Source organism: Ovoidimarina sediminis, assembly GCF_032586175.1.
GTDB classification, from domain to species: Bacteria; Pseudomonadota; Alphaproteobacteria; order Rhodobacterales; family Rhodobacteraceae; genus Ovoidimarina; species Ovoidimarina sediminis.
Map to the genome: position 1 here is coordinate 55047 of NZ_JAWHTE010000021.1, position 18516 is coordinate 73562.

Annotated in this window: 16 protein-coding genes and 1 tRNA gene; 5 read left to right on the top strand and 12 right to left on the bottom strand. The window is 58.0% G+C overall.

Features of this window, described 5'->3' with window-relative positions:
• Positions 1-289: 289 nt before the first annotated feature.
• From RXV90_RS19695 to RXV90_RS19735, 9 genes are all read right to left on the bottom strand, one after another.
• On the bottom strand, positions 290-703 hold the full coding sequence (locus RXV90_RS19695; RefSeq protein ID WP_316650913.1) for a hypothetical protein: 414 nt from the start codon (positions 701-703) through the stop codon (positions 290-292).
• A 231-nt stretch (positions 704-934) separates the two neighbouring features.
• Positions 935-2218, bottom strand: a complete 1284-nt coding sequence (locus RXV90_RS19700) for a phage major capsid protein (protein ID WP_316650915.1) — start codon at positions 2216-2218, stop codon at positions 935-937.
• A 124-nt stretch (positions 2219-2342) separates the two neighbouring features.
• Positions 2343-2528: a hypothetical protein gene (locus RXV90_RS19705; RefSeq protein ID WP_316650917.1), complete on the bottom strand. Its 186-nt coding sequence runs from the start codon at positions 2526-2528 to the stop codon at positions 2343-2345.
• Between the two features lie 1144 nt (positions 2529-3672).
• On the bottom strand, positions 3673-5550 hold the full coding sequence (locus RXV90_RS19710) for an AAA family ATPase (RefSeq protein ID WP_316650919.1): 1878 nt from the start codon (positions 5548-5550) through the stop codon (positions 3673-3675).
• Entirely contained in the window at positions 5547-5747 is a 201-nt protein-coding gene (locus RXV90_RS19715) for a hypothetical protein (protein ID WP_316650921.1), read from the bottom strand. The genes RXV90_RS19710 and RXV90_RS19715 overlap by 4 nt, the downstream gene beginning before the upstream one ends.
• An 11-nt stretch (positions 5748-5758) precedes the next feature.
• On the bottom strand, positions 5759-5980 hold the full coding sequence (locus RXV90_RS19720; RefSeq protein WP_316650923.1) for a hypothetical protein: 222 nt from the start codon (positions 5978-5980) through the stop codon (positions 5759-5761).
• Entirely contained in the window at positions 5977-6216 is a 240-nt protein-coding gene (locus RXV90_RS19725; protein WP_316650925.1) for a hypothetical protein, read from the bottom strand. The genes RXV90_RS19720 and RXV90_RS19725 overlap by 4 nt, the downstream gene beginning before the upstream one ends.
• A gap of 104 nt (positions 6217-6320) precedes the next feature.
• The gene (locus RXV90_RS19730; RefSeq protein ID WP_316650927.1) at positions 6321-6770 is read right to left on the bottom strand and encodes a hypothetical protein; all 450 of its coding nucleotides are present in this window, start codon (positions 6768-6770) and stop codon (positions 6321-6323) included.
• The gene (locus RXV90_RS19735) at positions 6767-7885 is read right to left on the bottom strand and encodes a tyrosine-type recombinase/integrase (RefSeq protein WP_316650929.1); all 1119 of its coding nucleotides are present in this window, start codon (positions 7883-7885) and stop codon (positions 6767-6769) included. Before RXV90_RS19735 ends, RXV90_RS19730 begins: the two co-directional genes overlap by 4 nt.
• A gap of 118 nt (positions 7886-8003) precedes the next feature.
• Here RXV90_RS19735 and RXV90_RS19740 point away from each other — a divergent pair.
• Positions 8004-8070 (top strand) — tRNA-Arg (locus tag RXV90_RS19740).
• A 787-nt stretch (positions 8071-8857) separates the two neighbouring features.
• On the opposite strand, the gene RXV90_RS19745 is transcribed toward RXV90_RS19740, so the two are convergent.
• Positions 8858-9346 carry a fasciclin domain-containing protein gene (locus RXV90_RS19745; RefSeq protein WP_316650931.1) on the bottom strand — a complete coding sequence of 163 codons (489 nt, stop codon included), beginning with the start codon at positions 9344-9346 and terminating at the stop codon, positions 8858-8860.
• 1340 nt (positions 9347-10686) lie between these two features.
• Here RXV90_RS19745 and RXV90_RS19750 point away from each other — a divergent pair.
• On the top strand, positions 10687-11385 hold the full coding sequence (locus tag RXV90_RS19750) for a winged helix-turn-helix transcriptional regulator (protein ID WP_316650933.1): 699 nt from the start codon (positions 10687-10689) through the stop codon (positions 11383-11385).
• 334 nt (positions 11386-11719) lie between these two features.
• Here the strand turns inward: RXV90_RS19750 and RXV90_RS19755 are convergent, their stop codons facing one another.
• Positions 11720-12763 carry an alpha/beta fold hydrolase gene (locus RXV90_RS19755; RefSeq protein ID WP_316650935.1) on the bottom strand — a complete coding sequence of 348 codons (1044 nt, stop codon included), beginning with the start codon at positions 12761-12763 and terminating at the stop codon, positions 11720-11722.
• A gap of 27 nt (positions 12764-12790) precedes the next feature.
• On the opposite strand from RXV90_RS19755, the gene RXV90_RS19760 reads away from it, so the two are divergent.
• From RXV90_RS19760 to RXV90_RS19770, 3 genes are all read left to right on the top strand, one after another.
• The gene (locus RXV90_RS19760; protein WP_316650937.1) at positions 12791-13897 is read left to right on the top strand and encodes an alpha/beta fold hydrolase; all 1107 of its coding nucleotides are present in this window, start codon (positions 12791-12793) and stop codon (positions 13895-13897) included.
• A gap of 618 nt (positions 13898-14515) precedes the next feature.
• Positions 14516-15766 carry an alpha/beta fold hydrolase gene (locus RXV90_RS19765; RefSeq protein WP_316650939.1) on the top strand — a complete coding sequence of 417 codons (1251 nt, stop codon included), beginning with the start codon at positions 14516-14518 and terminating at the stop codon, positions 15764-15766.
• Between the two features lie 156 nt (positions 15767-15922).
• Positions 15923-16747 carry an alpha/beta fold hydrolase gene (locus tag RXV90_RS19770; protein WP_316650941.1) on the top strand — a complete coding sequence of 275 codons (825 nt, stop codon included), beginning with the start codon at positions 15923-15925 and terminating at the stop codon, positions 16745-16747.
• A gap of 630 nt (positions 16748-17377) precedes the next feature.
• Here RXV90_RS19770 and RXV90_RS19775 read toward each other — a convergent pair.
• Positions 17378-18241 (bottom strand): NAD(P)-dependent oxidoreductase, encoded by an 864-nt coding sequence (locus RXV90_RS19775; protein ID WP_316650943.1) that lies wholly within the window; start codon positions 18239-18241, stop codon positions 17378-17380.
• Positions 18242-18516 lie beyond the last annotated feature (275 nt).

Genomic DNA, 18516 nt, shown 5'->3' on the forward strand with positions numbered 1-18516 from the left:
TCAGCGCTTAGATTCGGCGTTGCCTTGGATCAATTGTCGGTTCCGGGCTGATTGTGTTGAAAAACTCTGCAACTCGAAATTCGCGTTGAAAATCTGGAACTCTGTTCTCGCAGATATCCTTTTAGCAAACATGGTTTGCGATGAGGCAACTTCGCGGGAAGATGTTCTGCCAATTCGACCTTCCGAGGCGGGACACCGAGTTTTTCAACACAATCGGCTCTTCCCGGTCATCTGAGTAAAATAGTCGAATGACCGGTATGAAGAGTTAACCGGTCATCGGTCGTCACGGTTAATTGGGCCGCGCCAGGAGACCGTCTGAATCGCCCTCAGCGTCCTTGAGCCTGTCCCGGCGTGCCGCCACCCGATGAGCCTCCCCATTCTTCGCCCGCGCATGGATCTGCAGCGACTGGCGCATGGCGATGATGTCGGCCAGCAGGCCCCTCACGATGCGCGTGCGTGGATTGACCACAACAGTACCGCTTGGCTTTGTGACAATCGTTTCCTCTTCCCGAAGTTGCGTCTGCTCTTCGTTCAGCGATGCCATCATGCGGGCCAGCATGGCCGCGAGTTCGATTGCGTGCGAAGTCCATTCCACGCGTGCCATTTCCTCGATGATGCTGACGAAGAACGTCAGTTCCGCATCCGAAAGCGGTATGTTTGAAGGCGGGACGACCCGCGGGGCTTGGGCCGCCTCTACGGCCATCGCTGTGCTGTCTGAGCGGGTTCTTCGTGTCATGCTCATCTCCAAAACTTACTTAGCGTGCAATCCCTGTGGGGCGCGCGGTTTTCCCCTTTGAGGCTGGGGAAATCGGACCCGCCCCCTCCCCCCTGCTAGGCGACCAAGTTCCCGTGGGCCGCCTAGCTGCGGGCAAGAGGAACGGAGCAGCTGGGCACCGAACGGGCCCAGTGCTGTGAACCCAACTGCTCCCCGCATTCATGTCGTCGCGCACTTGGCGAAGCGCACGGCGTTCTCGTCGTAGGTTGCCCCGCCGATGCTTTGGTGCACGTAAATCTTGTGCGTGCCCGGCGTCGTGATGCTGCGGTCCGCATTCTGCACAAAGAGACCGTTGTTCAGGCAGAGAACATAAGCGCGATACCAATCCCCAAAGCCGATGGGATGCGCATCCGCGCCGATATCCGGCATGCTTTCGCAGATGGAGACGGGATACCCGAGAAGCCTCGAGGGCTCACCAGCAGCCAGGCCATCCGACCAGAGCATCCGATTGTCCGCGTCCTTGTATTTCCGAAGTGTGCCTGCTGTCGCCGAGTTCATGAGCCAGCGCCCATTGGCCCGGTAGCCTGAGTGCAGGTCGTAAACGAGGTCGGCCAGCAAGTCCTGCACCGCCGATGCGTCAGTCCCCAGCGTAGCGGCTGTACCGCTTGGCAAGTACTTGAATGCATCTGCAGTTCGCGACCCGTCATCGCCGCTCTCAGGGGCCACGTTCAGGAACCCGGTCGGCTTGTTGGTGCCATTGCCTGAGACGATGGCATCCGCTTCCGCTTCCCCGAGGGCGCGCGATACCTCGTCCACGAACCAGTTCTCGATATCAACAATCGCGTTCATCGCGAGTTCTTCGGACATGTAAACGTAGGCGTAGTTCATCCCGAAGGTCGGCGTCTTGCTTGCAAGGGTGGGTTCAGTCGTTTGGGACCGCGTGCCGAGTTCCCCAACCCAGCCCTGGGTCGCGTCCGCCTCGCTAAGCGGGAACTTCACGTCCCGGGTGCGGGTGCGCACGGTCCGCACAAGCCCACGGAACGGATTGCTGTCCCGGGCACGGGTCTGAATGTTCGTGTCGATAACCTCGGGCACGACATAGCCACCGGCGGCACCGGTCAGCCCGGAGGCCGTGCGGGTTTCATGTTCCATGAGGGCTTGCTTGGCGCGTTCACTGCCGGGGGCGCGGAGCCAATCGGAAAAGGCGCGCTCGTGCGGAGAACTCCCAACACCCAGGCCGCTGCAAGAAGCGTTCGCGCCGCGAGGCATGTCTGCGGTCAGGTCATCAAGCTGGTGAAGCCGGATTTTGCGCCCCAACCGGTCGTGCTCTTCCATGAGGTCGTCAAACTCGGCCTCAATGTTCCGCGCCTCACGTTCGGGCATGTCCTCAGTGATGGCGTTGAACTTGTCATAGGCACGCGCGGCGATTTCGCGCTGCTGCTTCCGTATATCAGGGATACTCATTTCGTTTCCTTCGCATTTTCTGGGCACGTGGAGACGCACCCGGTTTTCGGGTTTTCGCCTCCTTCGTGCTTACGAAGGGAATCCAACGGTTTTGCCCGCTGGACGAATGCACATCTGGGTGCATCCGTGAGCGGTATTAATATACCCCAATAGGATTCACCGTTCAAGCCCGACCCGCCGTTCCTTTGCGGATTTGTTCGGCTCTCGATATCTCCTCAAATGCTGTCCACAATTCGCCGCTGCCGTGGATTTCGGAATAGAGTTCGGCTGCGGCTAGGAGTGCTGCCGAAGAGAATGCCGAGACATTGCGCTGCTCGACTTCAAGCTGCGATATCGCATCGAGAAACATATCGCGGGCCAATTGGATTTCGGATTCTGGGAACTGCATATTGTGACCTTTCGTTGTGAGATTTGTTTTTCAGGGCGTAGAGAGTTTGCTTCTGAAACGGGGGCGCTTGATAGGCTGCCCGGCCTTGCGGCCCGTGGGCACCGATAGCGCCTCGATGAAGCTGATTGCGGCGGTGGAAGGCTTCATGCTGGATGTCCAATCTTTTTGACTGAACGGGCAACAGGAGTTGTATGCTGCAAGGCGAATAAGGGAATCGCGCCAATGACAAAGCTTCGTGTTCTCGCCGTGTTTTCCTTAGTTTGCGTCGCATCTTGCGGGGCTTCATATGCGCCGCCAGGAACCGAACAAGGACAAGACACAGTAGTTTCCAAGTCCAAACTTTCGGTGGCAATCAAAGCTTGGGAGCATGACCGAGAGCCAAAGGAAATCATTGACGGAAGGCCTCGCAGGCCACTTCTTGAGCCGCCCAGTGCGGTTCGCGTTATGGCCGATGAGACATGTCGGGAGTATGGAAAGAGCGCCGGCGATTTGGTCGAAGGCTGGCCGTATGCAGGAATGACTGACGACGGTGAGCCACGCTTCGTCTCAATCACCGAGAAAATCCTTCTAGGAATGTCTCCAATCCCACGAAGTCCGTACTGGGTGTACGAATTCGAGTGCGTCTGAAGTTCGCCTAACGCGAAGGTAAAAAGTGGGGGGGCGGTTGAGCTAGTCCGCACCTTTTCCGGACATTGGGACCACTGGTCGCGCGATTGACGGACGTCAATGTCAGCGCCGCTCGCGAAGTTAGTCCTGTGACTGAGCCCCTCTTGATGGAGCTCTCTGTTTACTAGTCCCCCGTCACGCTTGTCGTGGCGGGGTTTTTCATTATTCCGCTTTGATGACTCATGCAGCCTTGGTAACGTTCGGTATTCCTGAGAGACTTTTCTCGTTTTTCCTTCCCCGTCGCGCTCGTCGCGGCGGGGCTTTTCATTGAGCAGGCCAGACACAACCTCCCCAATCGACCGCCACGAAGACGTCGCGCCCACTCCCCTCTTAGGGGTGGGCACGCCTTCAGGTGTGTTCACACCCTCTGGGGGTATGGGGGTATGCTTGGCTAGGGGGGATGAACAGGGGGTGAAGCGGGGGTGAAACGGGGTGAAACTCATGCCGCTGCCTCCAAAAAGGTGACAGGGCGGGACGGCGGACCGTCTTGGCGGATGTTAACTTTGCCGTCTCTTAGCAGCCGCTCCATGACGTCCTTGAAGGCGCGCCGGGTGACGCCCTCGTTGTCAGGGTGTTCGGCGAATTTCTTGGGGGCGTAGTTCGTGCCGCCGCTGGCATTCACACGGCGGCCTTGCGCCGCATAAATGGCCAGCAACTTCAGGAAGACACGCTCGGCCTTTGCACTGGCCGCAGCCGCATCGAGGCCGGTTTCCACCTTCTCAGCCCGGAAGACACCTGCCTCCCACTTCAGCCTTATCTCGTCGCCCGTGCGCCCATAGTTCGCTTTCTTCGTCGTTATCAGGCGCGCGTCGGGGTCGGGCTCGTATCCGTCATCCATGATGCGGGACAGGTACAGGCGCGAGCGCACGCTGTTGTTCCATGCGGTAGATCCCGAGGTGCCCGAGCCGCTGTTGAGGCCGGTAAGGGACGGGTGCCCTAGAAGCATCACCGCGCAGTTTCGTCCCAGGGCCAGGCCCCGCAGGATACCCACGAATTGCCTAACCTTGGCCCGGTCGTTTTCATTGGCCGGGTAAACATCCGCGAGCGTGTCGATCACGATCAGCGCGGGGTTTTCATCTGCAGCCCGTGCATCGAGTTCCCGGAAGAGTTCCGTTTCCATAAGCGCCAGTTGCGTATCGACCGCGAGCAAGGCGTCTTCCCCCGCAAGCGAGCGCATGGTCAGGCCAGCGAGGTCGCCATAGTCCCGGCCCTCAGCCTTCAGGATACTGTCCAGCCGCCGGTGCAGTTCGTCGTCGTCGTCTTCGGCGCTGAGAAAGATTGCGCCCCCTTGCGTGACGGCCCGGCCAATCCATCCGGTTTGCGCCACAGTCGCCACCGCGAGTTGCAGGGCCAGGAGGCTCTTGCCGGTGCCGCCATCACCCCCGAAGAGCGTGACGGTTTTCTGAGGGACAAGCCCGTGCACAAGCCATTGCCGGGACGGGACGGGTTTCCCCTCCAGAGATTCCGCCGAATAGAATGTGCTGCCAGTCTCGGCGCAGGGCTCTTCTTCCAGCGCCCGCGCCGCCAGTCTGTGCAGTTCGTCGCCGTGTTGGCCCGCGTCCAACCAATCGGACACGTCGCCCTTATCGGGCAGGCCGTCGAGGAAGACGACACGGCAGGTCACGCCGGCCTTATCCAGTGACGCCTTAACCATGGCCGCATGGTCCCGTCCGGCCTCGTCATTGTCAGGCAGGACAATCGCGGTCTTGCCCTTCAGGCTTACGGAGAAATTATCGCACCATTTCCCCGCACCGCCGGGGCATGTGGTCGCTAAGAGGCCTTCCGCCTCCAGCCGGTGCACGTCCTTCTCGCCCTCGACGATGTAGACAAACGCACCGTCATGGGCCGCCGTTATCTGGCGCAGGCGATACAGCACCTTGCGGATGCCCTTCACCTTCCACGTGCCATCCGCCGCGCGCTGCCGGAAGTCTTTCGGCTCGAAACGGACCACGTCGAAAAGGCGCACCCCGTTCTCGTCTTCATAATGGTAAGTTTCGACGATGCGGCTCTTCCCCGCTTGCGCCGCCTGCAGCGTTGGGGTGTCACCGATGCCGTTGGCCTTGAGCCAATCGAAGGCCTCGCCATTCGAGAGGCCTTTCTTGCGGCATATCAGGTCGAGGGTGCCGCCGCCTTCGTTTGCCTCGAAGTCAAACCAGCGCCCATTGTCGATATCGACAGACAGCGAGCCATTGCTGCCGAAGCGCAGTTCCCGAGGCTTAGACAGGTGCTTATTCGGCTCCCCGAGCAAGGCGCGGGCCACCGCCTCCATAGAGGCGGCCCAATCAATGTCGTTCTGAAAGCCGGTTTCTATCTTCACGCCGCGCCCTCCGGCTTAGCAAAGACCATCCGCGCGCCTTCCATCCAGCTAAGCGCCCGCTCGGCTGAATCCTCGATGCCGTACACCGCCCGCCCCGTCGGCTCGTGATAAGCACTGACAAGGTAGAGGCCGTCAGGCGCGGGCATAATCGCCCCCTGAATGTCAGACGCAATCTGCAGGGAAATGCGCTCGCTCATGCCGCCACCTCCTAAACGAGCGTGAGCGGAGGGCGCTTGCCCTCGGCCTCGAGCGCGTCGGCTTCAGCGACCGCCGCCATTGCGCTATCCTCGAGAGCCTGTCGGAAAAGCTCGACTTGCTTTTCGTCGCCACTCTGGGCAATCCGGTGAGCGAGTGCGCGCAGGAAAACTTCCGGCTGGTTTGACGCCACGTGGTCGGCAGCGGCGAGCAGTTTTGTGCGGAGGATACTCATGCCGCCACCTCAGCACGGGCCTCGGCAATCCTTTCTTGCTGCCATTCACGGATTAATTCGACTGTCGTGAATTTCCGGCGACCAACAGTAAAGAATTGAGGGCCGCGACCACGGCGACATTCAAGTTCAAGCGTCGAGACCGGCAGGCCGAGCGAGGCTGCCGCGTCCTCAATGCCAAGCTGAAGGCGAGGGACTTGCTGGACGTACGGAATTTCGAAGAGGGTTTTATCGGACATTCGGGGTACTCCGGTTGGGTTAAAACAGGTCAATCGTCAAAACCTGAAACCCATTATTCCCTAGTCCGACGTCACAAACGGGGGTCAGTGTCGCGGTATTTTCGCTAGTCTCGAATCTTCTTCAAATCTCTTTGGATGGTTCTAAGTTTCAATTCGGCGTTATAGACGCGGTTGAATTTCGTCCGGTGCCACTCGGCGCTCATTGATGGATTGTAGATTGCTCTCAGTTCATCCAAACGGTCGGCGACCGAGTCCTCCCTGTTTAGCGTGCGGTTCTCGACGCCTTTCCTGCTTCCCCTTTTCTCCTTCTCTTCGCGCTGGATTGTTGGCCTCAGCGCGTTCTCCAAGTAGTCGAAAGCCATCTGGGCGAGAAACCCGTACTGGTCCAATTCACCACTATCTAAACCTTGTTTCAGGCGCTTTTCCTCAAGTGCTTTCCAGCGTCGGTGACACTCTCGTGCGATATCTTGTTCTTTATTACGAAATGCCGACGCTCCCATGCCTTTTGGACCGCCCTTGTCCTCCCAGCGTCCGGTTTCCTTGTTGAACTTCATCCAAACCACTCCGCCAACTGTGCCGCGGCGAATTTAGCATAGGTCTGCTCGATCATTTCCACGCTGGACCCGACATGCTGTGCGACGGCCACGGTCGGGACGCCACGGCTCAGAGCGCGGGTGATAAAGCCATGCCGCAAGGCGTAGCTTGTCACGTCCTCAGGCAGCCCCGCAGCCCTCACAGCCGCGCTCACGGGCTTCAGATGGCCCCCGTCGGGCCAAGGCTTGCAGTCCTGCCTCGGGATAAGCGGGGCGCTTGACGGCCTGTTTCCGGCCTTCAGCCGAAACCATTCGGCCTTTTCGGGTGACAGGACAATGACACGCCGCCCGGTTTTCCCGGTGAGCGCCAGCCGATTGCCCTCAAGGTCGCCGACAAGGGTGGATGCTATCTCGCCAAAGCGTGCGCCTGTCGCTTGTAGGGCGCGCAAGAGGTCGGCCACGTCCGGGCGGGCCGCGTCGATTAGCCGGGCCTCTTCTTCCTCTGTCAAAATCACCATGCGCTTTCCGAAGCTATCAGCCTTTGGAAACTTCTGCACGTTCACCCATGCCCGGGTGCCTTGATAGGCGTGAAGGTCAGCCGCGCGGGTCAGGGCAGCCTTCAGGACGGCCAGTTCCCGGTTTGCCGTGGCGCGGCGGGCTTGCGGGTTGTCTCCGGTGGACACGATGCCATTGAGCCATTGCGTTATGTCGCGGGCGGTAATCGTCTTGAGCGTCTTGCGAGGGAAGGGGGCTGAGAGACGGCGCGCGCGGTTGCGCAGGTCTGTGCATTGCTTGTCGGTCGAAGCTGTCCGGCATTTCCACTCGGCCCAATCGTCGAGCGCATCGGCCACCGATACACGTGACGGGTCTGCTGTGGTCTGCCCGGCTGCCTTTGCCAAGGCTTGCTCATAGCTGAGAACGTCCCGGTTGTTCGCGTCCAATTGGTCGTCCGCCGTGCCTAGTGTTTCGTAGGTATACCCACCCGAAAGTTTTGCTGTCCTGAGAAGCCACGAGCCAGGCTTCCCGTCCGTCTGGCGGCGGTAGCAAAGAAAGCGGCCAATGCCGAGTTTCAGGGGGTGCGGCTTGCTGCCTGTCGGCAGTTTTGCGCGGGCTTTCGGGGTGGTCAGATCTGGCATTAGTAAAATCCTAGTAAAAAAATTATAACTAAGGCTAGCTTCGCCCTATCTGTGCCTTTCCGCCGTATTTGTCAATGAATCAACAGGTTAGAATACGCCTGTCTGCGGGCAACTAGGGGCAACTTAAGGGAAAATATGCCCTCCGAAGGCAGAGGTCACAGGTTCGAATCCTGTCGGGTGCGCCAAATAAATCAAATACTTGGCGGTTTCTTGGAGTTCTTGCTCAGGCGTAAGGTAGCAAATAGGTAGCAAAACTAATTGAATCCAATGCCAGACCGCCGAGGCCGCAAAGGCAGCGTTGAAGACCTGCTTCCCGACGACCGCGTGACCTGGGCGCGCGAGATCTGGGCTGACCGCGAATAGGTCGCCAAGCTGTCGGCGGGCGCATGGATGCTTAGAGAGGCCGCGAAGGCGCTTGGGTTGCCCGAGGAAGAGGTGGACGAGGTTTTGCGGCGGTAGCTCGTGCCGGGAACGGCATCCCTTCTTCGAAAAGTCTCAGCAAAGAAAAGCCCCGCCACGACGAGCGCAGCGGGGACGTTGCGTCCATGTACTTCCCTCCCTTCACAGAAGGGGCAGGCACACAAATTCAACTAAGAGTTTTCGAGAGATGTCCCCGCCGCAACAACGCGGGCGGAGGTCAGAAATTCCCAACACGAGGGTCTGGGAACTCTGACTGGCTAGCACACTTATCCACAGACTCAAAGCGGCGAATTCTGGTCCCAATGCCGGGAGATTGCTGCGGCCCGGTAACCGCCACCCCAACATCTGCGTTCGCGCTACGCGGTGCTAGACCATTGTCCGTTTTTGCCAACAGCGGGCCTTCGCTGGAAAAGGCTCGATGTCCGAGTTGCGGGACGAAGTGTGCATTCAGCTCTGCAAGTTAGTCCTGCGATTTCCAGCTATGAGACTATTTGTTCATAAAGGGGGCCCCTGTTCGACACGAGGAGCCCCCTTGATGTCGGGCTAATCTCTTTAAGGCAGGATGACGCTGTCAATCACATGGATCACGCCATTCGTTGCAATGATGTCCGCGGCGGTAACCGTAGCACCATCAACGGTTACACCATCGGTGCCGTCGACATGCACTTTCGACCCTTCGACAGTCGTAACCGACAGACGCTTTCCGGCTAGCTGGTCGGAGGTCACAGCAGCCGGAACTACATGGTAGGTAAGGATCGAGACAAGTTGATCTTTGTTCTCTGGCTTCAGAAGCGTCTCGACTGTGCCAGCGGGCAGTTTTTCGAATGCTGCATTTGTCGGCGCGAAGACTGTGAAAGGTCCGTCGCTCTTCAGCGTGTCGACAAGGCCCGCTGCCGAAACAGCGGCGACCAGCGTCGAGAAGTCAGGGTTCGACGATGCGATGTCGACGATATCGTCACCATCATCCATCGGGGCACAGGCGGCGGCAAACGCGGCAACTGCGGCAAGCGCAGTTGCTTTAAGGGCAAAGCGGCGGTTCATTTGGTTTCCTTTCGGTTTATTTCGATTCAAACAAAGGGCGACCGCCGGCCGCCTCTGAGTTCATAGGACGTGCTACGCTCGTCAGCTCTATCCGGATCACTCTTCGTACCTCTTCTTCATAGCTGGGAGTCGCATCTAGATACCGGTGTGCTTTGGATTGAGCGCTGACTGGGTGCCGCGGGACCAGCTGCCTTTGAAGTGGAAGGCACTTAGTTGGACTCAAGGCAGCTAACGATCATTTCGGCTGAACACTTACATTACGGACGAAGCTACGGTTCCACCTGCCGATGCAGTAGTGAAAACAGAAACAAACTGTTTCCGTTTGAAATTCAATCTAGCTGACGATCCCACGCGTATCCCTCCCTAAAAACAAGCTTGTGGAGGCTACAAAGTGAACAAGATTTCTATTCTGGCCGTCGTTGCGGCCCTGGTCGCGGGCCCCGTTTTTGCTGGCGCTCATACGCCAAAGGATCGTGCTCAAAGTATGAAGGGGGCTCTCGCTAAAAGCGGCGCAGATGGCGTCGGAGACTTTGGCCTTCCGGGCGCGAGCGTTGCCCGGACTCTTGGCAAAGAAGGTTCCGACTTCCCGAAAGGTGGATGGGGCAATGTTGGCAGTGCGCTTACTAGCTCCAACGGAGCACCCGTATCGCCTGCAGACCCGAAAGGTCTCACAGAGTAATCATCATTCGAATTTTTTTGTTGGCCCTGTCTCTTCGTCTAGAGGCAGGGCTTTATCATGCGCCGGCTTCTATCATTCTTGGCTCTATCCTTGACTGAATAGCTTTTTCAGCGGTGACGAGAGGGGTCTGCTCTGGGCTCCTGGCCGTCGTTCAGCCCCGGTTCGCCCAACGACCGCTTCTGACAGCCGAAGGTCCGTATAGCCGGCCAGCCTACTGAAGACAGGGAATAATCTGCGTCTTGCGAATGGCTGCTTCCGAAAAGCTGCTCACCCGACGGCTTTGCTAAAGTGACGAGCGAGCACGTAGCTTGGCCAATTCTTCCGCGGAGCAACCGACATCGGCCTGGACGCTTTCAGGAAGCATATCCAGTTCGGCGACCAGATGGCGGTATGCAGAACGCCTCCCGAGTGCACTTGCGAAGCACAGGAGTCCAGCTCTAAAACGCCCTGCCGCGGTGTCTTCGCATTGGTAAGGCATGGATTGAGAGGATAGGGTCATTTCGCTTCTCTGTCTGGTGTGGCGTTGAGCGCCGATTTGGTTCGGGAGAAGTGTGGCAGGCATTCAGGATGTGCAGATAGTTCACGGACTGGAGCGTTCCGCTTCACAATGTGAACTGGCCCAAATGCGATGCGATCTCTAGTCTTGCTTGAGGAGCGCGCGATGGAAGTCAAAACCTACGGGCTGATTTGCCCAATCACCAAAGCCTGTGAACTGCTTGAGTCTCGTTGGACAATTCCGATTCTGGCCGAAATCTGGTCGGGCTCGAGCCGTTTCAACGACATTCGCAGAGGCGTAGGCAATATCTCCTCCGCGCTTCTGTCAAAGCGCCTCAAAGAGATGCAAGCGAATGGGCTGATTGAACGGGTTGATGATCCCGCGACAGGTGGGGTCGAGTACGTCCGGACAGAAATGGCCGTCGCGCTAGAGCCGACATTGAACTCGATGGCTGTATGGGCACAGCGCTTTATCGATGCGGACGTAGCGGTCTCTGATACAAACATCGCCGCGTTGATTTGGAAGCTTCGGAGGTCAGTGATTGCAACTGAGTTACCGCAGCGGCGCGTAGTCATGCGGTTCCACTTTAGCGACCCCAATCTCGACTTCGACACCTGCTGGCTTCTGGCGCAACCGGGTTCAGAGGTCGAACTGTGCACATCCGTACCAGACTTTGACGTCGACCTCTTTGTAGAGACGACGGTCAAGTCGATCAGTGCCATTCTGATGGCGCGGTCCACCGTTTCGCGCGAGGTGGATGAAGGCCGGCTCTTTCTCTCCGGCGATGCGCGCATCATCAAAAGTATTGGTAAATGGCTACGCGAGTCCGACTACGCTGACATAGAGGGCATTGCGACCGTCTAGGGCCCTTTTGCTCGGTGCGATACAAACCAAGCTGAGTGACTTGAGCGTTCTCGGCCTTTGCTATCGATCACATTGGACACTTAGAAGGCAATGAAAGCGACGCACGGGAGCGGAATTTCGAGAGTCGCCTCTGGGCTCTTCTGCGACATCTGAGTGAAACGATCAGATGACCGCTGTGCTGCGCTAACCGGTCACTCACGGCACTCGAAGCGATATTTTTGGGCGGGAACGACCGCTTCTGCTGACAGCGGACCTTCATCAGATTTAGCCCGATGTCCGGGATGCGGGACGAAACCGCCATTTGCATTTCAGCAGACGACGGCTTGGTTGTTCTTCAAGCAGGGACCCGAGCCGCGGCGAAGGCCGCAAGTTCTCGGTTGAAGCGCTCTGTATCTTCGCCGTAGGTCGTATGCCCCGCCTCCTCATAAAGTGAAACTTCTGCATGAGGAATTCGAGACTTTATCGCTTCGGACATTAACGGCTTCACGATGGCGTCCTTGAGACCATGCGTGATCAGCACCGGGCATCTTACGGCGCTCATCACGGCATCCCCATCAAGTTCCCGGCTAGCAAGTGCCAACCGGACATCCGGCGGCACCATCATGTTGTAGGCCAGAACCGTCTCGAAGACCTCCCGCGTGGGCTCTTCCGCATAGAACAGGCGTACAAAATCCTGTGTGGTTGAGATGTTCTCAGCGAGATCGTTCGACAGGAGTCCCGGCACCAGGGCTAGTAAATCGTCCCCGAGAAGTGCATTGGCCTTGTCGCTGCCAAAATAAACGGTCGAGGCGACGTAGTTGATCCCCCCCAGCTTCGCATCACCGTAGACCGACAGATAGTCATTGATGACCAGTCCTGAATAGGAGGCCCCGACCAGAATGGGGCGCTCAAGCCCGAGTGTCGTGATGACTGCCGCGACGTCCTCGGCAAAAAGCCGGGAATCCTGATAGGCGGCAGCCGTCGTGGCACGACCTGACATTCCATGCCCGCGGACGTCCATACAGATCAGACGAAACCGGTCGGCCAGCGGGCTTGATGTCTGATTGGACCAGCTCAGACCGCATTGCATCAGACCGTGCAGAAACAGGATGGGCGCGCCGGCTGCATTGCCGAATTCCTGGACGGAAAGGCTCAGACCTCCGCCGCCATCTATTTCGTATGTCGTCATTTCCTGGACCTTTCTGATATTCGTTTCACGCCCCACATTTCTTCGAGGAGTACAGTACGATGCTCCACAACGAGGGATGTGGAGTCCTGACGCTATTTCTGAAAAGTTCTGACGTTTCTGATTGTTCGGCTCTGCGTCAAACTGGTTTTCCGGCTTCGAAGAAGCGGCCCAATCGTCTAGTCTTGTCGCAGGATGCAGATAGGACAGCATGTATTTGATCCCGACAAAGGGGTCCTCATGACGCCAGACGGCGAGCCGATCAGCCTGCGGCCGCAAACCTCTGCCGTCCTGCGGCACCTGGCCGAGGCCGAGGGAGGTGTCGTATCCAAGGAGGACCTGCTGGCCCGCGTCTGGCCGGAAGTAATCGTGGGGGAGGATTCACTTTATCGTTGTATCTCCGAACTGCGCGGCGCCATAGGGGACGAACGACGCACGGTGCTGCGAACTGTTCCCAGACGTGGCTACCGGCTCACCATCACCGGACATTCCGGTTTGGGTCCGCTTTCCCGCGAACCGATCCGATTCACCAAGTCAGGGAATGTGCAGCTTGCCTGGACTGCGGTCGGACGCGGCGTCCCGATCCTCAAAGCTCCAAGCTGGATCTCGAACATCGAAAGCGAGGCGGACAGCCTGATCTTCGGGCCCTTCTATCGCCGGCTCGGCGCCCGCGCAAGAATTGTTCATTTCGATCAGCGGGGATCCAGCCGATCGACCAGAGATGTCAATGACTGGTCTGTCAACGTAATGGTTGCAGACATGCTCGCGGTTGCCAATGCTGCGGGGCTCGATCGGTTCTTTCTGTTCGGACCCTCACAAGGGGGCGCCTTCGCTCTCGCCTTCGCCGCTCGCTACCCCGAACGCGTGCGTGGGATCATCGCCCGGGGCACATTTGCGACAGGCTGGAAGCTGCTTGGCGACAAGGCCCAACAGCGCCGCTACGAGATGAGCCGTACGATGATCTCGGAGGGATGGAATGCCTCAAATCCCGAGTATCGCCGCTTCTTCACCAGCCTTTTGATCCCTGATGCCCCTCCCGAGATTGCGCGCGAGATGGACCGGACACAGGCCCGCGCCGTAACGGCCGAGGTTCAGTTGGCGAACGTAGAGCTTCAGTCTTGCCTCGATATCCGAGACGTTTTGGATCAGGTAAAATGTCCCGTTTTGCTCATGCATTCGGGCGGCGATCTTGCCGTTCCGGTTGAGCGAGCTGTCGAACTTGCTTCCGCCCTAACAAACTGTGATCTCCAAATTCTCGAAGGCGACAACCATATCCCGGTTCCAGGAACACACGGGTACAGCCAGTTCATGGACGCCATCGACAACTTCCTTAATTTGCACGCCTAGAGAAAGCCGGGCCATCAACGAAGAAGTCAGACCGCGACCGCAGAAAGTGTCCACTTCGGACTCGAAACGGTCAATCGCCTATAGACCTTCAATGACCGATCAGCGGACGAAGTGGCCGTTCGATGAATGGCTTCGCCGCTAAAGATGTTAACAGTCTCTCTGCGAAACGAAGCGGCTGATCGCTTGTTTATGCTGGGACATTTGGGAAGTGCCATTTGCCCAGGGGCTCAGAGACGTAATCTCCGTCAGCTGCGGTCCGCGCACCTCGATACCCTGCACGCGGCTGCAAGCTGCGAGGTCTTAATGTAAGCTGGCCTGAATTGGCGCAGCCTCTTTCGGGATTTGCCGTTTATGCGAGATCGTTTGCGAATTGAAGTTCTTGGCAACCTGCGCTTGCGCAGCGGTGGGACGGAGCTTGATCTGCCCGCGTCAAAGAAAACCCGGGCTCTTATCGCGTATCTCGCTGTTTCCGGTCGACCTCAAACAAGGGAACATCTCTGTAACTTGTTTTGGGAGGGTCCCGCGGATCCGCGGGCGTCGCTCAGATGGAGTGTTCATAAACTTCGGCGGGCAACGGCACACGTGGGGCTGGATTGCATCCGCTCGGAAAGCGAAAGGGTGTATCTCAATCCGGATGCGTTCGACCTCGATCTCCGTGAAGTCATGGAAACAGATCTGAAAACCGCCAGCACGTCTTCGATCGAGGACGTTGCGGCAACGTTCAGAGGGAGGTTTATTGAGGGCCTCGACTTGCCGCTATGCGAGGGCTTCGAAGCCTGGCGCACTTATCATTCGACATTGGCCCTCTCGCTGCGAACAGGCGTCCTGCGGACACTAGCGGAACGGTTGAGGGAAGCTAATCCAGTTCGAGCAGACTATTATGGAAAGATGCTGAATACCCTTGTGGCCGGAAACGAAGAGATCAGTGGCCGTGCTCCCTATGAGACAGACAGCCGGGCCCAAACGTCGACAATACAATTGTCTCCCGATGCCCAAGAAAAGGTAAACGCACCATCCCTCCACTTTTGCCGCTCGGACGATGGCGTTCGAATTGCTTACTCGATAGCGGGCTCCGGCCCTCCGATCCTGCGCGCTGCGCACTGGATGTCGCATCTACAGTATGAGTGGGAGAGCCCGGTTTGGCGGCACTGGATCACCGCCCTGTCGGAGCGAGCGACCCTTATACGCTATGACCAACGTGGAAACGGCCTGTCCGACTGGGATGTATCGGACATGAGCTTTGAGCGGATGCTGAGCGACCTCGAACGGGTCGTCGAAGCCTCCGGGGTGGACCGGTTCGCCTTGCTCGGCGTGTCTCAAAGCTGCTCGATTTCGATCGCATACGCGGTGCGTCATCCCGAAAAGGTGAGTTGCCTCGTCCTCTATGGAGGATTTGCGAAGGGGTGGCGCATGCGAGGAGATCCAAGTTCCGTGGCATCACATGAGGCGATGACAACCCTTATTCGCGAGGGCTGGGGACAAGACAATCCAGCCTTCCGCAGGCTGTTCACGGAACTCTTGATACCGGATGCGAAGGATACCGACTCGAAGTCGTTGGACGATCTACAGGAGCGATCTGTGTCCCCCGAAAACGCTGCGCGCCTGCATGAAGCGTTCGGGCGTACGGACGTCGAAGAACAGTTGGCCCGGGTAGAGGTTCCGACGCTTGTCGTGCACGGCCGTCGCGACGCAATGGTTCCTTTCAATTGCGGACGCGAGATAGCAGCCGGAATTCCAGGCGCTCGCTTTCTGGAACTCGACAGCGCAAACCATATCCTCGCTCGGGATGAACCCGCGTTCGAGGAGTTCATCCGGGAAGTCATGTCCTTCATCGAAAATCCGCTACCCGCGATGCCGCCCTCACGGTGATGCGATACGCGAGAGGAAGATCTCCAAGAAAAACAACGCTCGCCTCTCAAATTTCGACACGCTCTCCAACGGTTTTTTCAACGCTGATCGGCAATGCTGCGGATCACGGGTTGCCCAAAGTTGGGTGAAAGTCAGAAAACTAACGGAGAAGATTTCATGCTGGATCACAAGGTTACAGGCGGGGGTGGATTGCAACTGCACGTGCGCGAGTGGGGGCGCAAGGATGGACCCGAGGTTCTCTTCATCCACGGATGGTCCCAGTGCCATATGTGCTGGCACAAACAGGTGACGAGCGATCTTGCAAAGGACTACCGAATGATTGCGCTCGATCTTCGCGGTCACGGAATGTCGGAAAAGCCTGTGGCGCAAGAGCGGTATACCGATACGACCCTATGGGCGGACGACGTCGCCGCTGTGATATCGGCCCTCGGACTGAAGCGCCCCTTCGTCCATGCCTGGTCCTATGGCGGGTTGGTCGTGTGCGATTATGTCCGCCACCACGGAGAAGGCCACATCGCAGGCATTAACTTCTTGGGGGCGGCCACGACGCTAAATGCCGATGCTTTCGGAACCTATATCGGTCCCGGATTCTTCGAGCCGTTTGCCGATGCAACGAACGATGATCTGACGAAAAACATCCCTGCGATGCGCCGCTTCCTTGGGGGTGTGACGCACAAACCGCTTCCGACCGACGAGTTCGAGACTGCGCTTTGTTGGAACATGGTCGTCCCGCCAGGAGTGAGAGGCGCGCTTGGCGCGCGGACCCTAGAGAATGACGATGTGCTTGAGAGCCTCAGCGTGCCGGTCGTGGTCTCGCATGGACGGGAAGACACTGTCGTGCTCCCGGCGATGGGCGAACACATCCTAAGTGTCTGCCCCGGCGCCCAGGCGTCTTGGTATGAAGCTACGGGTCACGCGCCGATGCTGGAGGAACCCAGTCGGTTCAATAGAGAGATCCGCACAGCGATGGTTGCTGCGTAATTTCTGCCGCGATGCGTTCATGGCCCTTGCAGGCGATGCAATTAGACACTGAGCAAGCGGTGAAAGCGACGCCCGGGAGTGGATTTCGGGGGTCGCTTTGGGCTGATACTGTTGAAAAACTCCGCATGCCGAAAATCGCGTCAAAATTCTAGAATTTTGTCCTCACACTTCACCATTTAGCAAACGTGGTTTGCGAGAGGGCGCCTTTGCGGGAAGAAGTTCTGCCAATCCGACCTTCCGAGACGGGACACCGAGTTTTTCAACACAATCGGCTCAACGCGGTCATCTGAGCAAAATCGTCGGGTGACCGGTCTGAAGTGCTAATCGGTCATTGATGGCCGCCGATGCCCGATACGGAACAGACCGGAGAATGAGACACCCCGTGCTTTGTCCTGAGCGATCTCTGTTCGATATGCAGGATGGGACTCGGTTTGCGGAAACCATCAGGGCCAGCGGTCACATGCACCGCGTCAACAGGCCGGACACAAGACCGCTTCTGAAACCGCGCCGATCACATCAGAAATGTCTTGCCTCGCAGGAGCCATCCACACGGGACGAAACGGACAATTGATGACCGCGTTGTCCGGTGGTCAAAAGCATTCTTCGAACTGAATGGTTTTGGAAACAACTTCACCGAGACTCGCGAAGAACCCGGATCAGGCACGCATTGTCCAGTTCACCCCAACCCTGCTCTGCGCCGTCTTTGCACCAACGCAGGAATAGATCCGGAAGCTCGCTGTTTATTCCTGTTGACCTTGCCTGGGACTGCATGGCCGCCCAAACGGCCATGGCCACATTGACGCTTGCCGATCCCGGACGAAGCGTGAAGTCGTCGCTTGCTATGGTCTCGACCATGCGTCGGGCATTGTCACCTTCCGGCAATAGCTTTGCGAACTCCGAGAGACTGACACCCTCGGATTCACATATTCGGGCACCATGCATGGCGCTGAACTTGAGACCGACGAACCTGGAGAGCAAAGCCATGTCCAAGGTTTTCGCGGCGCGAATGTTGTCACCCACAAATCTCAAGTCCTCGGCAAGGCAGGCAAGCAGCGATTTCCACTTTTTGAACAGGGCAGCATGGCCCGAAACCAGGACTTGCGAGCCAGCGCCACCCAGGTCGCCCGGATAGCACATGATCGCGCCGTCAAGGTAATCCACACTAGCGGCTTGCATCCGTTCGAACGCATCAGCTGCGTCCGCCGGCGTGCCACCGGTCAACTGGATCACCGAGCGCCCTTTGAGAGCGTCGGCAATCCCGGGGGCATCACACACTTCCTTGCTCGCATCGTAGTCAAGGACGCAAATCACGATCTTTTCGCTGGCACACAGGGCAGTCCCCAGATCGGTGTACGTTTTGGCGCCTTCAGCGCGTAGGGGGTCTGCCCTTGCCGGATTGCGGTTCCAGACCGTCACATTCACACCATGCACCAGGAACCTTCGCGCTATGGCAGACCCCATAGCCCCCAAGCCAACCACAGTGATGTCCGACATGAGTCCCCTCCCGACGATCCGACAAGTCTAGTGGACCCATTCCTATCGAACAAATCGTCAGGAAATCCCGGTTGATCTCGCTTAACCTTGGAACCTCGATTGCCAGCTCACGCACAACGATCCGGCCCCGAAACGACCAGCGTTTACACGGCCCGCACCCCGCCACCGCAGGCCAAAAACGGTGTGGCCTGCAGTGGCTCAACTCTTCGGCTGAGACCGCGTTAATCAATAGACAAGCGCTTTGGTCAGATGACCGGTACCTGGCGCCGAGCAGT

Bases quoted from the DNA above. Each gene is read 5' to 3' on its own strand.
- RXV90_RS19725 (WP_316650925.1), bottom strand. From the start codon at position 6,216: ATGTCCGATAAAACCCTCTTCGAAATTCCGTACGTCCAGCAAGTCCCT.
- RXV90_RS19705 (WP_316650917.1), bottom strand. From the start codon at position 2,528: ATGTTTCTCGATGCGATATCGCAGCTTGAAGTCGAGCAGCGCAATGTC.
- RXV90_RS19755 (WP_316650935.1), bottom strand. From the start codon at position 12,763: ATGCTGTCCTATCTGCATCCTGCGACAAGACTAGACGATTGGGCCGCT.
- RXV90_RS19775 (WP_316650943.1), bottom strand. From the start codon at position 18,241: ATGTCGGACATCACTGTGGTTGGCTTGGGGGCTATGGGGTCTGCCATA.
- RXV90_RS19750 (WP_316650933.1), top strand. From the start codon at position 10,687: ATGGAAGTCAAAACCTACGGGCTGATTTGCCCAATCACCAAAGCCTGT.
- RXV90_RS19770 (WP_316650941.1), top strand. From the start codon at position 15,923: ATGCTGGATCACAAGGTTACAGGCGGGGGTGGATTGCAACTGCACGTG.
- RXV90_RS19745 (WP_316650931.1), bottom strand. From the start codon at position 9,346: ATGAACCGCCGCTTTGCCCTTAAAGCAACTGCGCTTGCCGCAGTTGCC.
- RXV90_RS19730 (WP_316650927.1), bottom strand. From the start codon at position 6,770: ATGAAGTTCAACAAGGAAACCGGACGCTGGGAGGACAAGGGCGGTCCA.
- RXV90_RS19715 (WP_316650921.1), bottom strand. From the start codon at position 5,747: ATGAGCGAGCGCATTTCCCTGCAGATTGCGTCTGACATTCAGGGGGCG.
- RXV90_RS19735 (WP_316650929.1), bottom strand. From the start codon at position 7,885: ATGCCAGATCTGACCACCCCGAAAGCCCGCGCAAAACTGCCGACAGGC.
- RXV90_RS19720 (WP_316650923.1), bottom strand. From the start codon at position 5,980: ATGAGTATCCTCCGCACAAAACTGCTCGCCGCTGCCGACCACGTGGCG.
- RXV90_RS19695 (WP_316650913.1), bottom strand. From the start codon at position 703: ATGGCCGTAGAGGCGGCCCAAGCCCCGCGGGTCGTCCCGCCTTCAAAC.
- RXV90_RS19760 (WP_316650937.1), top strand. From the start codon at position 12,791: ATGACGCCAGACGGCGAGCCGATCAGCCTGCGGCCGCAAACCTCTGCC.